This is a genomic window from Planococcus salinus (genome assembly GCF_003719725.1).
In the GTDB taxonomy this organism is placed as follows: Bacteria; Bacillota; Bacilli; order Bacillales_A; family Planococcaceae; genus Planococcus; species Planococcus salinus.
Genome location: NZ_RIAX01000002.1, coordinates 110,349 through 125,605, shown reverse-complemented (window position 1 = coordinate 125,605; position 15,257 = coordinate 110,349). Strand labels below are relative to the sequence as shown.

At 47.5% G+C, this 15,257-nt stretch carries 17 protein-coding genes; 10 read left to right on the top strand and 7 right to left on the bottom strand.

The genetic code is table 11. The annotated features are described in order from the left end of the window. Positions 1-137: 137 nt before the first annotated feature. The gene (locus EEX84_RS03280) at positions 138-1,712 is read left to right on the top strand and encodes an amidohydrolase (protein WP_123164162.1); all 1,575 of its coding nucleotides are present in this window, start codon (positions 138-140) and stop codon (positions 1,710-1,712) included. Positions 1,713-1,737: 25 nt separating this feature from the next. After that, a complete protein-coding gene (locus EEX84_RS03275; RefSeq protein WP_123164161.1) occupies positions 1,738-1,947 on the top strand; it encodes a hypothetical protein in 210 nt (69 codons plus the stop codon). Positions 1,948-2,015: 68 nt separating this feature from the next. Here EEX84_RS03275 and EEX84_RS03270 read toward each other — a convergent pair whose 3' ends face one another. Next, entirely contained in the window at positions 2,016-2,816 is an 801-nt protein-coding gene (locus tag EEX84_RS03270) for a TIGR00266 family protein (RefSeq protein WP_123164160.1), read from the bottom strand. Positions 2,817-2,992: 176 nt separating this feature from the next. Between EEX84_RS03270 and EEX84_RS03265 the strand changes: the two genes are divergently transcribed. Further along, positions 2,993-3,238, top strand: a complete 246-nt coding sequence (locus EEX84_RS03265) for a hypothetical protein (protein ID WP_123164460.1) — start codon at positions 2,993-2,995, stop codon at positions 3,236-3,238. 39 nt (positions 3,239-3,277) lie between these two features. Here the strand turns inward: EEX84_RS03265 and EEX84_RS03260 are convergent, their stop codons facing one another. Then, the gene (locus EEX84_RS03260) at positions 3,278-3,922 is read right to left on the bottom strand and encodes an SDR family oxidoreductase (protein WP_123164159.1); all 645 of its coding nucleotides are present in this window, start codon (positions 3,920-3,922) and stop codon (positions 3,278-3,280) included. A 94-nt stretch (positions 3,923-4,016) separates the two neighbouring features. After that, positions 4,017-5,051, bottom strand: a complete 1,035-nt coding sequence (locus EEX84_RS03255; RefSeq protein ID WP_123164158.1) for a PQQ-dependent sugar dehydrogenase — start codon at positions 5,049-5,051, stop codon at positions 4,017-4,019. A gap of 78 nt (positions 5,052-5,129) precedes the next feature. On the opposite strand from EEX84_RS03255, the gene EEX84_RS16725 reads away from it, so the two are divergent. Further along, positions 5,130-5,252, top strand: a complete 123-nt coding sequence (locus EEX84_RS16725) for a hypothetical protein (RefSeq protein ID WP_275669723.1) — start codon at positions 5,130-5,132, stop codon at positions 5,250-5,252. A gap of 42 nt (positions 5,253-5,294) precedes the next feature. Here the strand turns inward: EEX84_RS16725 and EEX84_RS03250 are convergent, their stop codons facing one another. The 3 genes from EEX84_RS03250 to EEX84_RS03240 all read right to left on the bottom strand — a co-directional run bounded on the left by EEX84_RS03250 (position 5,295) and on the right by EEX84_RS03240 (position 6,656). Next, positions 5,295-5,501, bottom strand: coding sequence for a hypothetical protein (locus tag EEX84_RS03250; RefSeq protein WP_123164157.1), 207 nt, complete (start codon positions 5,499-5,501; stop codon positions 5,295-5,297). Positions 5,502-5,574: 73 nt separating this feature from the next. Then, a complete protein-coding gene (locus EEX84_RS03245) occupies positions 5,575-5,964 on the bottom strand; it encodes a ribonuclease HI family protein (protein WP_123164156.1) in 390 nt (129 codons plus the stop codon). Between the two features lie 2 nt (positions 5,965-5,966). Further along, the gene (locus EEX84_RS03240; protein ID WP_123164155.1) at positions 5,967-6,656 is read right to left on the bottom strand and encodes a queuosine precursor transporter; all 690 of its coding nucleotides are present in this window, start codon (positions 6,654-6,656) and stop codon (positions 5,967-5,969) included. Between the two features lie 143 nt (positions 6,657-6,799). Between EEX84_RS03240 and EEX84_RS03235 the strand changes: the two genes are divergently transcribed. The 3 genes from EEX84_RS03235 (at position 6,800) to EEX84_RS03225 (ending at position 10,352) form a co-directional block, all read left to right on the top strand. Beyond that, a complete protein-coding gene (locus EEX84_RS03235; protein ID WP_123164154.1) occupies positions 6,800-6,997 on the top strand; it encodes a zinc-finger domain-containing protein in 198 nt (65 codons plus the stop codon). 148 nt (positions 6,998-7,145) lie between these two features. After that, on the top strand, positions 7,146-8,369 hold the full coding sequence (locus EEX84_RS03230; protein ID WP_123164153.1) for an ATP-grasp domain-containing protein: 1,224 nt from the start codon (positions 7,146-7,148) through the stop codon (positions 8,367-8,369). An 18-nt stretch (positions 8,370-8,387) separates the two neighbouring features. After that, a complete protein-coding gene (locus EEX84_RS03225) occupies positions 8,388-10,352 on the top strand; it encodes a hypothetical protein (protein WP_123164152.1) in 1,965 nt (654 codons plus the stop codon). Positions 10,353-11,037: 685 nt separating this feature from the next. On the opposite strand, the gene EEX84_RS03220 is transcribed toward EEX84_RS03225, so the two are convergent. Continuing rightward, positions 11,038-11,238, bottom strand: coding sequence for a cold-shock protein (locus EEX84_RS03220; RefSeq protein ID WP_123164151.1), 201 nt, complete (start codon positions 11,236-11,238; stop codon positions 11,038-11,040). Between the two features lie 155 nt (positions 11,239-11,393). On the opposite strand from EEX84_RS03220, the gene EEX84_RS03215 reads away from it, so the two are divergent. The 3 genes from EEX84_RS03215 to EEX84_RS03205 are packed head-to-tail and all read left to right on the top strand — an operon-like array spanning position 11,394 to position 15,062. Beyond that, a complete protein-coding gene (locus EEX84_RS03215; RefSeq protein ID WP_123164150.1) occupies positions 11,394-12,029 on the top strand; it encodes an HD domain-containing protein in 636 nt (211 codons plus the stop codon). Next, positions 12,026-13,906, top strand: coding sequence for an ABC-F family ATP-binding cassette domain-containing protein (locus EEX84_RS03210; protein ID WP_123164149.1), 1,881 nt, complete (start codon positions 12,026-12,028; stop codon positions 13,904-13,906). The genes EEX84_RS03215 and EEX84_RS03210 overlap by 4 nt, the downstream gene beginning before the upstream one ends. Positions 13,907-13,931: 25 nt before the next feature. Beyond that, positions 13,932-15,062 carry a conserved virulence factor C family protein gene (locus tag EEX84_RS03205; RefSeq protein ID WP_123164148.1) on the top strand — a complete coding sequence of 377 codons (1,131 nt, stop codon included), beginning with the start codon at positions 13,932-13,934 and terminating at the stop codon, positions 15,060-15,062. Positions 15,063-15,257 lie beyond the last annotated feature (195 nt).

Below are 15,257 nucleotides of genomic sequence, written 5' to 3'. Positions count from 1 at the left end.
AAAACATTATATCATATATCCGACCTGCTGCGCATTTGAGGCGAATCCATCAAATATTTTGCTGTTGAACGACTATCTTCTATTGTATGCAGCCAAAAAAATATTTAAGATGGATGAAAGAGAGAAGGAGTGAAATTATGAAAACGTTATGGCATGGCGGGACGATCTATACGATGGCGGCAGAAGGCGATACCGTTGACGCGCTACTGGTGTCGGGTGGAAAAATAATGAAAACAGGTACATATGAGGAGTTACAGAAAGAAGCGGACCGGAAAGTCGACTTGAAAGGGAAAGCGCTTTATCCAGGATTCGTGGACAGTCATATGCATGTTATTGGACACGGCGAAAAATTATTGCGTGTCGATTTATCGAAAATCGACTCTTCAGAAGCTATGAAAGAACAATTGATTCGTTCCACTGTGGATCTTGCGGAAGATGAATGGTTTATCGGCGAGGGATGGAATGAAAACAATTTCCCTGACCGCAAGATCTTCCACAGAACGGAGCTCGATGACATCAGCCGGTCACCGATGATGCTGAAACGGGTTTGCCGTCATGCCGTACTGGCGAACTCCCGTGCCCTGGAACTGGCGGGGATTACAAAGGACAGTCCTGATCCAGAAGGCGGAGTTATTGTAAGAGACGCGGACGGCGAGCCTACAGGGTACCTGCTGGACGCAGCACAGGACCTTGTGGCAAATCAGGTGCCGGAGGTCAGCGTCGAGTATTTAAGCCGGGCTTTGCGGACATCGGTGGAAAATCTGCTGTCTCTTGGATTGACGGGAGCCCACACGGAAGATATGGGCTATTACGGGCATTATTCAAAACCTCTTCAAGCGTTCCGGAACGTCATTGGAGAAGAGTTGAAATTCCGGGCACATTTATTGAGGGCGCATGCCGTTTTTGAAGAGATGGTTGCAGGTGGAGAGTACAAGGAGCCTTTCATCGACCCCGGTCCGATGAAAATTTTTGCGGACGGTTCGATCGGCGGGAAGACGGCGTTGCTCAGTAAGCCGTATAACGATGATCCGTCAACAAGCGGCGTGGCAATCCATTCCGATGATGAACTTAAGCGGCTGGTTGCGCTTGCGCGAAGCCACAACGAAGCCGTCGCTATTCATGTTATCGGGGATTTGGCGGTTGAAAAAGCAGTGGAAGCGATTGAAGCACACCCGGTGCCTGCCGGCAAACGTGACCGTTTGATCCATGCCATGGTGGTACGGCCGGATTTGATTGGACGTCTTCAGAAAATCGATGTGGTTCTTGATCTGCAGCCGAGTTTCGTGACATCTGATTTTCCCTGGGTCATTGAACGGCTGGGCGAAGAGCGGATCAATTGGGCTTATACATGGAAACGCTTTTTGGACGAGGGCCTGATTTGTGCTGGAGGCTCTGATGCTCCGATTGAAGACGTGGATCCGCTGCTTGGCATTTATGCGGCGGTGACCAGAAGAAAACCTACTGAAACGCATGATGGTTATATGCCGTACGAAAAGCTGACAATGTATGAAGCTGTCGGGCTTTATACGGCGGGAAGCGCGGCGGCAATCTGCAAAGAACAGGAGCGCGGCAAAATACTGCAAGGGTTTGACGCCGATTTTACGGTCTTTGATAGGGATCTGTTCAAAGGGGACGCCGAACAATTGCTTGAAACCAACGTTGAAATGACAGTAGTGGCTGGAGACATTATGTACCGCAGAAAAGCTGAATGAATCCAAAGGAAAGGGTGAGCGGCTGATGAGTAAGATACCGGAGGAAATTTTGTCAAAACTGGCCGATGCAGAACAGGCGGGGATCAATATGAAAAGCCCGAAAGCGGTGGTCACCCATATGCTGGCGCAGGGAGAAAAGGAATCTATTTTGTTTTTTTACAAACCGGGAACCATCGATTTTGACTTTGATAAATACGACTATGCAGTTAAAGAGATGAGACAGCGGAAAAACTGAACGGCAAACAGAAAGAACTCTGGAATCAAGTGATTCCAGAGTTCTTTTAGGTGAAATTTCAGGACATATTATCTGCCGCCGAAAATGTCGAACAGCCCGCCGGCGGCACTGCCTTCTCCTTTGGATTGGCCGGCCGGGTTCTGCGGAGCCGCTGCAAACACACGGCTGGCGAGGCGGCTGAATGGCAATGATTGTACCCATACACTGCCCGGCCCCCGCAATGTGGCGAAAAATAACCCTTCGCCGCCGAACAAGGCGGTCTTGACGCCGCTGACCGGTTCGATGCTGTAGTCCACGTCTGCCGTCATTGCCACGAGACATCCTGTATCGACGCGGAGAACCTGTCCTTTCTGCAGATTTTTTCGATACAAAGTACCTCCCGCATGGACAAAGGCCATGCCGTCGCCTTCAAGTTTTTGCATGATGAACCCTTCACCGCCGAAAAAGCCGGTGCCCAACTTCCTCTGGAATTCAACTCCGATGGATACCCCTTTTGCCGCGGCCAGAAATGCGTCTTTCTGGCAGATCACCTTGCCGCCGAGCGTGCTTAAATCCATCGGGATGATTTTACCCGGATAAGGGGAAGCAAAAGAGACGTGGCGCTTACCGGTACCTTGGTTGGTAAAAGTGGTCATAAAGAGACTTTCACCGGTTATCAGGCGCTTGCCCGCACCCACCAATTTCCCCATGAGCCCTCCGGTGCCGGAACTGTTAGAACCATCGCCGAAAATAGTTTCCATGACAATGCCGTCTTCCATCATCATCAACGCTCCTGCTTCTGCCACCACTGTTTCCGACGGGTCCAATTCCACTTCCACGAATTGCATATCATCCCCGTACAGTTTGAAATCAATCTCATGATTATTCACATTGTTTCCTCCTCTAAAGTACTTCAAGTCATACAGTAGATACGCAGAGAAGGAACAAAAAGTTTCATTTGATTTTGATACGAAGGGAGAAATGAAGGATTCAGCAATACAGTATCCGAAAATGAAAGAATATGCTAAAATTTCAAGTAAATGAATTACAGGAATGGGGAAAAGAAATGGGAACAATTTTGCCACTGATCATTGTGGCTGTTGCAATTTTTGTAGGAGTAGCTTCGAAGAAATATTATGATAAACCGCATATAGTCAATTTTTCCATCAGCGCAATGATGCTTTTGCTGGTCATCCAGACTTTTCAGATGCAGCCGCTCAACGGATTGGGAATCACAGCCATCATCACTTGTTCCATTGCGTTCGTCATTCAGTTTTATCTGGGCTTCCGGAACATAAGAGCGAACGCATAGATTGAAAAAAGAGGTGCCCAGGGGCACCTCTTTCAATGTTCAAAGTTTGCTCAACGCTTGTTCGATCTCTTCTTCTCCTGAAACGATTTCGAACGTCTTATGATAAAGCCTTTCGTTGTCGAGTGCATGGAGCAGCACGCTTGCGACATCTTCGCGGGGGATGGCCCCGGAATCCAGGTTTTCCCCTGCACGGATTTTTCCTGTTCCCGCGTCGTCTGTCAACAAGCCCGGCCGGACGATGGTATAATCCAGGCTGCTGGCACGGACGATATTGTCGGCATGGTGTTTTGCCACGTAATAAGGCGCCATCGTCTCACTCCAATTCTCACGGCGGTCCGCATGGATGGCACTGACCATCAAGAAGCGTTTGACACCTGTGAGTTCCGCCGCTTCAACGGCTTTGGCGGCACCGTCCAGGTCGATGAGCAATGTCTTGTCAGCCCCTGTTGCTGCACCGCTTCCTGCAGTGAAAACGACAGCTTCGCAATCCTTCATGGCAGAAGCGATTTCCTGGACATCGTCTTCGAGGCTCGTCAAAATCGATTCTACTCCCAAACTGTTGAAGAAACTGACTTGTTCTTCTTTTCGGATCATGGCTTTTGGCGTGTGTTCAGAACTCTCTGCCAGCATTTTAACGATATGCCGGCCGATTTGGCCATTGGCGCCGACTACTAATACTTTCATTATAGCCCCATCTCCTTTTGTTAATGAATGCTCTTTTAGTATACCCCCGGCAGGTCAAAGTAATCTAATGATAGATTTTCAATTCTTGTCTGCGTTATTCAACTGACATCCGATACAGTTTGTCATCATCTTGTGCCGGGTCTCCTCGTCCGTCTGTGTTATTCGTGATAAAATACAGGTCATCACCATCGGATAACACATCACGGATCCGGCCAAATCCGTCAATGGAATCGACAGGTTCGGCCGTTTCCAGGTCGATCACCCGGATGGCTTCGCCACGCAGGGTGGCCACATAAAGAAGGCCGTCCTGAATCGCGATGCCGCTGGGTGCCCATGTTTCATCAGCACCGGTCGTAAAGAAAGGGGACTCCAGTCCTTCTTCGCTCTCGTTCCCTTCGATTAAAGGCCAGCCGTAGTTTTGTCCTTCTTCAATTTTATTGATTTCGTCATCGGCGCTTTGGCCGTGTTCCGAGGCATACAGATCATCGCCGCTCCAGGCAAGGCCCTGCGGGTTCCGGTGGCCCATCGAATAGATTTGAAACTCGTTGTACTCGTTAAGCCGGAGAATTTTTCCGTTTACAGAGGCAGGGTCCTGTGCCAGCTCAGGATGGGAAGCATCCCCGATGGTGGCGAACAAAACACCGTTGTTATCCAGTTCCAATCGGCCGCCGTGGTGGACATTGCCTGTAGGAACGGAGTCGATCAACACGTCTGTTTCCTGCCAGCTTCCTTCTTCAAGAGACAGCACCACGATTTTATTGAAGGAGCGGCCGTCTCTTTCGTAGACGTAGTAAGCATAAGCTTCCTGCGACTCAGAGAAGTCGGATTTTAATGCGAAACCAAGAAATCCCGTTTCTGCTGCATTTGACACATTGTCGCTGAAAGCCACTTCCTGGCGGGTCAGCTGGCCATCTGCGTCGATATGGGCAACCGTTCCAGGCCGTTCGGAAATATAAAATTCCTCACCGACTTTATTGATGGACCAGGGTGTTTCGAGATTTGTTGCGATTTCTTCCAACTCATTATCCGTGTTTTCGGGAGTTCCGCCAGAGCTTGGTTCGGTGTTTCCCAAACTATTGCAACCAGTCAGCATCAGGAAAAATAGGGAAGAAACCATCCATTTCTTCATCCGAAAAACCTCCTTTTTTTCATCATAAAGGAAGGGAACTTTAAAACGAAATAATAAATGCATAAGGAGGAAGAGAATATGCCGCTTGGAAAAGAAGCGAAAGAACAAGAGGAAATCAGAAAAAAGAAAAACCGCATCCGTATATTTACATGGAGTTTTGCAGCTGTTGCGTTGTTTTTGTATTGGTACTTTACAAGATGAAAAAACCAGCCGTTTTATGCGGCTGGTTAGCTGAAAATATTATCATCTTTGGTTTTTCCGCTGTTTATCCGCGTACAATTGATACAGATTGTAAATGGAAAAAACAACGGCCAATGCCACAATGGCGATGGAAATCACCGGATAAACCGACACACCATTGGCGGATATGTCCAGTATGCGTGTGTAAATGATCCAGGGGCCGATCAGCAAAATGAAAATATCAAGTGCAGTTCCTAATTTGGTTCTCACAACAATTCCTCCATTATCCATTCGTCTTACCAGTGTATCAGACGATTGACTCTTCGTCTTCGGAAAAGTGCAATCATTTGTATTCACGCAGTTTTTCCCGCGCCAATGCATCCGCAGCCCGGTTTTGAGAATCCGGAATCCATTTGATGAAACAGAAATCGAATTGATCTGCCAGTCGGAGCGCCTGCTCAAGCAGCGGTTTGTATTGTGGATTTTTGATGAACCTTTTTTCAAAAGCGTCCACAGCCACTTTGGAATCGGATTTAATGGAAAGAAAGTCGCTCGACAATTCCTTTGCCAGTTCGAGCCCTTTGATCAATGCAGTGAATTCCGCAGTATGGTTATCCATTTCCCCTACGTATTCACTCCATTTGACCAGATGGCCTTCCCCTTTTATAAAAACCCCAACGGCACTCACTTTGGGAGAGCCGGCGGTCGCAGCATCTACAAAAACTTCCAACATGTCTACACCTGCTTTTCATCAATTGGTTTGATCCGTTTGGCGATATAGCCGAATGGCGTATCGAGTACAGAAACGATAAACTTCAGTACATAGGTGGAAATGAAAATCTGCAGCCAAATATCGAACGAGTAAACGCCATAAAAAGCGATGCCGGTGAAAATCAGCGTATCCAGCAATTGGCTGAGCAATGTCGAGCCGTTATTGCGGATCCAAAACTGGCTGTCTTTCGGAAACAGCTTTCGGATGGCAGTGAAAATGTAAACATCCACATGCTGGCTGGCCAGGTAGGCAATCATGCTGGCAATCGCAATCTGTGGGATAAGACCAAAGATCGTATGCAACGATTCATCAGCAAAGTCACTTTCAGCCGGGATGAACCTCATGCCGAACTGCATCGTCAATATCATGATGAGCAACGAGAAAAAACCGAGCCATACTGCTTTTTGCGCTTCTTTTTTGCCGTATTTTTCATTCAGGATATCGGTCGCCAGAAAAGTGGAAGCATACAGGCTGTTGCCGAGCGTTGCGGTCAGCCCGATAATCTCGATCGTTTTGGTAACTTGTATATTGGCCAGAATTGTCGAGATGGCCACCCAGGCAAACAAACCGGATTTGCCGAAGAACTTGTACATGACAAGCAATAAGATAAAATTGAACAAGGCAAAGCCCAGTCCCAGAAATTCATTGAACAACTAAAATTCCTCCTTAGTTTTGGTAAAGCGGGAGTTTTCGAACCGCTGTACAACTGAAATGTCCTTAGCCAGTATAACTACTGATGGAATAAAAAACAAATCCATAGTAGAATAAAGAAATGCTGATTTTGTGAGGTGACACTGTGAACAAAGTTTCCATTATCAACGAAATAGACGAAATGCTGAATACCTATTGTGAAGGATGCTTCGTAAAAAAGCAGATTCGCAAAGAACAGGGGAAAACTGCCGCTCACCGGTTTTGCATCAGTGACTGCACAGTCGGCTCACAACTGCAATTCTTAGGAAATGAACTGAACAAGACGGCAACAAAAGATAAATAGCACGAAAAGGGAAGTCCTGGAAAGAAAACATCTTTTCAGGACTTTTTTGCCTCGCAAGTGATTGAATAATCCCAAGTGTTTGAACAATGCGCCATTAGGAAATGTTATATATATGCGTCATTTATCTCTAATAGAAAGGGAGTTCTATATGACTGAACAAAACGAACAGCAACTGATTGCGATTTTAGGCTGGAGTCTGCCGGCGATTGAAGCGGCTGACAAACTGGACCGGCCATTTGTGGTAGTGGGTCCGCCCGATTTTCAAACGTTTGCAGACGAAAACGATATTAACTTCATCGGCTGGGATTTTGATCGCTTGAATGAGGGATCGGACGAATTGTATGAACAGCTGAAAAGCATGGACACCAAAGTAGCAGTTCCCATTTACGAAGAAACCGTCGAATGGGCCGGCGCACTGAATGCCCGTTTCTTTGAAGACCCCCGCATCTTTAACCGTTCACTTCTCCTGCGTGACAAAGGATTGATGAAAAGGAAAGCGCAGATGTCAGGCATCAAAGTCGGTGTCTTCGAAGAAGCCCACTCGAAAGATGACATTCTCCGATTTTTGAAGCGTGTCAACGATGCCTTGATCAAAGTGGAAGGGGACCTGAACGATCCCATTCACATCAAACCCCTCAATAAAGCAGGGACGGTCGGCCATATGATGATCCGCGAAGCGGGGGACATCGACAAAATGGGAGACCAGGAATTTCCGTATCTGATGGAAAGCCATTTGGATGGCCAGGAATTCTCCTGTGAAGTGTTTGTCCACGACGGCAAGATCAAGTTTTTGAACATCACGGAGTATGTCCAGCTCGGACATTCCAATTTTGTACCGGCTTCACCGGCGCTGGAAGAATGGCGCCCACAGATCCACCGGGAAATCCAGAAACTGATCGATTCGTTCGAGATCAAATACGGTGTCATCCACCCTGAATATTTCATCTCACATGATGGCACATTAAATTTCGGGGAAGTGGCGGCTCGTGTACCTGGAGGGCATATTTTCGATTTGATAGAACGGGCCTATGGCTTTAACGCATTCCAGGCGCAGATCCTGTGCAGCGATCCCGATACGCCAACCGAAGTTTTGGATGACTTCTTCCCGGAAGAAGTTACATCTGCCAAAGGTTATGCCGGCAGTTTGATGGTTTATCCGCGCGTCCGGCTGATTGAAAAACTTGATGTGCCGGAAGAACTTAAAAACGATCCTTATTTTGAGAAACATGATTTGTTCATCCCTGTCACTTCCAAAGTGGCCGAGCGGGTTGGTTTTGGTAACCATTACGGAACTTTGTTCTTTTTCGGTGACGACAGTGACCGGATGAGAGAACTGCTGAAACAATATGAAGACTATGACTTTTATTCTTAAATACCTGGGGGAATTTTAATGGCAACAGAAGCAAGGTCCATAAGTGAAAAGTTCGAACTGGCTCTTCAGCAGCTTGGCGAGGCCAAGCCTTTTGCCAAAAGCATGTATCAAACCAATGTATTCCAGCTGGCATCTGAACTCGCAGCAACCGATGAAGGCCTGGAACTGTTGTATAATTATGCCCCGCGGTTTGATGACGCCGGTGTATTCCACGGCGGCCCTTGGGCAGATGCTGCCAACCTGGAAGCGCCATTCGTTGGCGGGTCACTGAAAATCCGTGGCATCAATTCCGTAGTGGAACTGATGAGTGAACTGCGGATGCTCGCGATTATTGAAGAAAAATTCGAACACGAGACGGTGACCAAGGAAGATGCATCGGCATTCCTGAATGAAGTGCTGGCACTGAACCTGGATTTATTGTTTCCGCCGGAAACCGAAGAAGCACGTGTTGAAGGCGGCGAACACATGGAAAGAGGCGAACGGCTGTTCCGTTTTTTGGGCAGTAAGTTGTCGTATACCGCGGTAGCCCATAAATTGGTGGAAGAAATTGAACGCCTGACAGTCCAAAGACCCATTATGGTTGAACGGATCATCAAAATGATCGAAGCCGCCACACAAATGGTGAATGAAGAAATTGATGACGATACGAAGAACCGCTTGCTGTCATTCAAAAAAGCGGTTTCAACGCCCACTCCTGTCAGTGAACAGTATGCGGATTTAAAAGAGTACCGCAAAAAGTTGGCGGAATTGGACGAGGAAGAACTTCGCGAAGAAGCGCAAGCATTCGCCGAGTCCGTGAATAACACGGGGCTGGTGGCACCGGTAAACGCCATCTTCATTCGTTTCATCAACCGGAAATATCCGGATCTATTGCCCGATGCACTCAATTTATCGGAAATGGGAATTGCCAGCATCAATGCAAACGCCGAATTGGTCCGTGACATGATTCAACTGTCCGTTCATCCACAAACAAGCAAAGTGGTTTACGGCTTATCCCGTATGCTGGACCGGGGCATTCTGACACAGGAACCCCTGCTTCCTGCTCTGCGACGGTTATTTGAAATCGATATCCATCCGGATGTCAAACGGATGTTCATGAAACCGGAACTTAGAAAAGCCGGAATCACATCCAATGGTGTGCTTCTCGGTGGCGTCATCAATGTGCTGGGTCAGCCGCTCGGCATCGGACAAGGGCTTAACCCGACATGCCAGTCTGCAAGGGCCATCAGTCTGTGGGCTCAGCATGGCATTGGCCAGCTTCTCGAATACATTGCCCGTGCCGTACGGGAAAACGATATTGATATGACTTTTGAAGGAGAACCGATTCACTCAAAAGCTGTCGATGGGGGAGTGGCGGAGGAAATCCATCACGAATTGGATCCGGTTTCAAGCGTTCTGGTGCCTCACCTTGACAAAATCTATAACGAAATGATGAAGAAAACTTTACTGCGAGGAGAGGACGGCCATAAATGGGTCAATCCGGAATTTTACGGAGAATGGATACCGCGGGGGTTCGTCAACATCATCGATCCTCTGACAGGGTATGTGACCGATTACGAAGCATTTGTGCGCTTATTCTATGCCACGCATCATCCGGAATACAACGAAGGCTATGAAATGATTTATCCGAATCCTGTCGGAATTTACATCACCAATGTCCATGGCAAGCTGCTGGGGCTTCATGCAGTTTCCATCCAGCGCATCGCGCAGGATCCGGAAGGTGAATACCGCGTTTATTTCTACAACCCGAATAACGACAGCGGGCAAAACTGGGGCCAGGGAATCGAGACAAGCGTCCAGGGCCATGGCGAATTGGAAGGCGAGTCATCTTTGCCATTCCATCAGTTTACCGCCCGGATGTACGCATTTCATTACAACCCGTATGAACAAGGTGATACGATCATGGTGGAAGACAGCGATGTGGAAAGAATTGAAAAACTCGCTCGAGAAAGCTGGGGCGAAACCTACACTTGGATGGTGTAAGAAAAGCGGAAGCACCCACAAAAGCAGAAGTTAACCTAAGTACGCGACATCCTGTCGCATCGGTTAACTGACCCACATCCTGTGGGCCTCCGACAAGCGCTGGAGGGCTTGTCAGTAATGGCATTTTTGCCATTACAGGCAAGACCGAAGCGACCTCGAGGGGCTGGGTGCTGGAGACTGGACAAGGAAAAGCGGAAGCACCAAAAAAAGAGGCCGGAAATTTTTCCGGCCTCCTTTGCATGTCTTTTTTAAGAAACTATATAAGTTGAACTAATAATCTTTAGTAATCGATATTCCGCAAAACAGCTCCACTTGCGGGCCCACAGGATGTGGGTCATGCAGTAGGCGCGACAGGACGTCGCGCTGCCTACTGCCAAAACCCGTGCTCCTGTCTCTGCATCACTGCGCTAGCTTCGTCGCAAAGAGTTGCCCTCGCAGGCTTCGAGCAACTCTTCGCTGTTTTGCTCCATATCTTTAGCGACTTCTTTCAGCGCCGGCGCGTCTCCGGACTGGACGGAGCAATAAGACGAGTGGTCTTCTCGGCTTATTGCGGGAGTCAAGGTGTGCCATACGAAGATGGCATCTCCTTTGCGACGAGCTTGCGCAGGAGCATAGTCTTTGCCCTTGTCCAAAGCGCCGAAGCGTTATATAGAGGGTAATTCTTTTGTTTAACTTATATATCTGTTTAAATTTCAATCACGTTCGCGGCTTGCGGACCACGATTTCCCTCAATAATTTCGAACGATACGGTCTTGCCCTCCTGGAGGGTACGAAATCCATCGCCTTGTATTCCGGTGAAATGGACGAAGACGTCATCACCATCATTGTACTCGATAAAACCGTAGCCTTTTTCAGCATTAAACCATTTCACTGTTCCCTGGTGCATGAACGTTCCCCCTATTATTGAGTAATGTAGTGGCCCCATAAAACCTAGTAATGGATGGGTATACTATACATGAAGGAAAGGCAATCGTCAATATCAGTTGAAACAAAGGGTTTTCCAAAAGATTTCCGGTATAATGGAAGAAAAGGAGTAGTTTGATGACAGCAGAAATAATAAACGATTGTGAACAGCGGGTCAAAAAAATATACGAAACGTTTGATGCAAGCCATGACTGGCAGCACATTGAAAGAGTCCGCCGAAACGCCTGGATGATTTTGCAGGAAGAAGAGGGCGATGCATTAGTGGTGGAATTGGCGGTGCTGCTGCACGATGTGTCTGATCCGAAATACAAAAAAGAGGGAGAAGACCCTGAAACGGTAATTCTGGAACAGCTTTCGCTATCCCGGTTGCAGAAAAAGCTGATTCAGGACACCATCCGTTCAGTGTCATTCAAGGGAGGAAACGGTGAGCCTGCTGTCACGGTTGAATCGCGTATTGTCCAGGATGCCGATCGGCTGGATGCCATCGGCGCAATCGGCATTGCACGGGCTTTTTCCTATGGCGGAGCCAAAGGCCGCCAATTATATGACTGGAACGAAGTACCCCGCACATCAATGACGGAACAGCAGTACAGATCCAAACCGGTGAGCAGTGTCACTCATTTCTATGAGAAGTTATTGCTGCTGAAAGACCAGATGACGACAGAAGCCGGAAAGCGAATAGCTGAAGAAAGGCATCAATTTATGCTATCCTTTCTACAGCAACTTAAAAAAGAAACGGATGGTAATGCATGAGTCACTTAACAATCACAAACCTGACAAAAACAGTGGGGGCCAAAACCCTCTTTAAAGATGTGGAATTCTCACTTTATCCCGGTGATCGTGCCGGGTTAATCGGCGTTAATGGAACCGGCAAATCGACATTGATGTCAATTCTTGCGGGAGAAATGGAAACAGACAGCGTATCAATGGATCATCCCAAAAAATATGAAATCACTTATTTAAAACAGGAACCGGAATTTGATGAATCGCTGACTGTCCTGGAAACCGTGTTTTCCGGAGAATCACCGATTCTTGCCTTGAACCGTTCATATGAACAGGCTTTGAAAAATATGATGACCGATTCCAGTTCAACGCAACTGCAGGAGGAATTGATGAAAATCCAGGAAGGCATGGAGCGTGAAAACGCCTGGGACATTAACGCCCTTGCAAAAACGGCATTGACCAAACTTGGCATCGACATGTACGATCAGCCGATCCGTGAACTGTCAGGAGGTCAGCGGAAACGCGTCGCCCTGGCCAAAGCACTGATCGAACCGGCTGACTTGATCCTGTTGGATGAACCGACCAACCACTTGGATGCCAATTCAACCGAATGGCTGCAGGAAACCCTGTTGCGGATGAACAGCGCCATGCTGTTTGTGACGCATGACCGTTACTTCCTGGATGCAGTTTCCACGCATATTTTTGAATTGGCGGATCAAACGATGTATACGCATAAAGGGAATTACGGCGATTATTTGGAGAACAAAGCCATACGCGACGAAATGAATGCCTCTACCCAGCAAAAACTGGAAAATCGTTTCCGCTCTGAACTGAAGTGGATCCGGCGAGGCGCCAAGGCCCGGTCAACCAAGCAAAAAGCTCGTATTCAGCGCTTTGATGAATTAAAAGAAAATGTCCAAAAAGTAAATGATCATACCTCGCTTGAACTGTCCATGCAAAGCCAGCGTCTGGGCAAGAAAATCATTGAAGGGGAAAACCTTTCTGTGGCTTACGGAGATAATGTGATTTTCCGGAATTTTGATTTTCTGTTGCAGGGCGGAGACCGCATCGGCATAGTCGGCCCAAATGGGGCGGGGAAATCCACTTTGATGAAATTGCTTGCCGGTGAAATTGAGCCGACGGAAGGCAAAATGGACTATGGCAGCACGGTGAAAATTGCTCATTTCACCCAGCATTTACCCGAAATGGACGAATCTCAGCGTATGATCGAGTACATTCAGGAAATATCCAGCGATTATGAGGCATCCAAAGGGGTGCGTTTATCTGCTACGCAAATGTTGGAACGGTTTTTGTTCCCTTCTAATGGACATGGCACGTTAATCGGCAAACTGTCGGGTGGAGAACGAAAACGCCTGTACTTATTGAAACTGCTGATGGAAAAGCCGAATATTCTTTTGTTGGATGAACCTACAAATGATTTGGATATCCAAACATTGTCAGTGCTTGAGGATTTTCTTGAAAACTTCCCTGGTGTCGTGATCACCATTTCCCACGACCGTTTCTTTCTGGACCGCATCGCGCAGAAACTGTGGACTACCGGTACAGGGGAAATTGTTGAATACCAAGGGCTGTATTCCGACTTTATCAAGGAAAAGAACAAGCCGGAAGAAGCGGAGCAAAAGATCAAGGTTTCCGAACCGAAAGTGCAGGCGACTGACAAGCCGAAGAAAAAGCTGACTTTTAAAGAACAGCAGGAGTACAGTACGATACTGGAAGACATCTCTTCAGTCGAATCGCAAATCGAAGAACTGGAAAAAGAAATGGCAGAAGCTGGCGCAGACTATGATAAACTGCGCAAACTGACAGAGGAAGTCGACAGCTTGACCGAACAATATGACCACTTGATCGAGCGTTGGACTTACCTCCAAGAAATCGCGGAGTCATGATACAATAAAGGCAGGAGGGATATTTGTGAAAATCATTACGATCGAACCAACACCAAGCCCGAATACGATGAAAGTGATCATTGACCAGGAATTGCCGTTCGGCAAAAGCCACAATTACAACAAAGACAACCTGGACGGCGCACCGAACGAAATCGTTTCGTTACTGGCGATTGAAGGCGTAAAAGGGGTTTATCATGTAGCCGACTTTTTGGCAGTTGAACGGATTGCCAAATTTGATTGGGAAAATATATTGGCGGAAGTCCGCCGCGTGTTTGGCGAAAGCAGTGACCATACAGAACAGGAAATCGAATTGGACGAACATTACGGTGAAGTATACGTACATGTTCAGCAGTTCAAAGGGATTCCCCTTCAGGTGAAAGTGTTTGACAGCAACTCTGAAGAGCGGTTTGCCATGCCGGAACGATTTGTGACAGCGATGAGCATTGTCATGGATCCGACAGAAGAGAATTACCTGCTGCAGCGCAAATGGGTGGACTATGGTGTCCGCTACGGGGAAAAAGAGGAAATCGGGAAAACGGTGGTTGAAGAAATTGAAGCCGCATACCCGCAGGAACGTCTGGATGCATTAACAGAGAAAAAAGATGCGGACAAACCAGAAAACGCACCACGCGGCCGAAAAGTGGCAGTCGAAGAATTTGACGTACCTGATTGGGAGCAGCGATTCCAATTGCTCGAACAAATGACAGAAGCTGATCTGGAAGATTTGCCGCTGCTCGCAAAAGCATTGGAAGACGAAAAAATGTCCGTCAGACGCCAAGCTGCCATTTACCTGGGGGATATCGAAGATAAAGCGGTGGTTCCGCTTGTAGAACGTGCGATGAAAGACAAGAGCTGGGCGGTTCGCAGAACAGCAGGCGATACCATCAGTGACCTTGGGTTTGAAGAATTCGAGCCGATCATGATGGAAACCTTGAAAGACAAAAACAAACTGGTGCGGTGGAGAGCTGCGATGTTCCTTTATGAGACAGGAACGGAAGCTGCTTTGCCGGCTTTGAAAGAAGCGGAAGAAGACCCGGAATTCGAAGTCAAGCTTCAGATCAAAATGGCGATTGCCCGCATCGAACAAGGGGAAGACGCGAAAGGCTCAGTTTGGAAGCAAATGACCGAAGCGCGCCAGGCGATGAAAGAGCAATAAGATTTTCGGACCAGCGACTCAATTGTCGCTGGTTTTTTACTGTTTAGTCGGAATAAATTTTTATTGCAAAGAAAACGGAGCTTTCTGCAAACAACGATTCATATTCTGCAAACAACTCCCGATATACTGCAAACAAAGAGCCTGTTCCCGCAAACAAAATGTTTCATCTGCGCAGAAAGAGGTAAACTCTCCGTA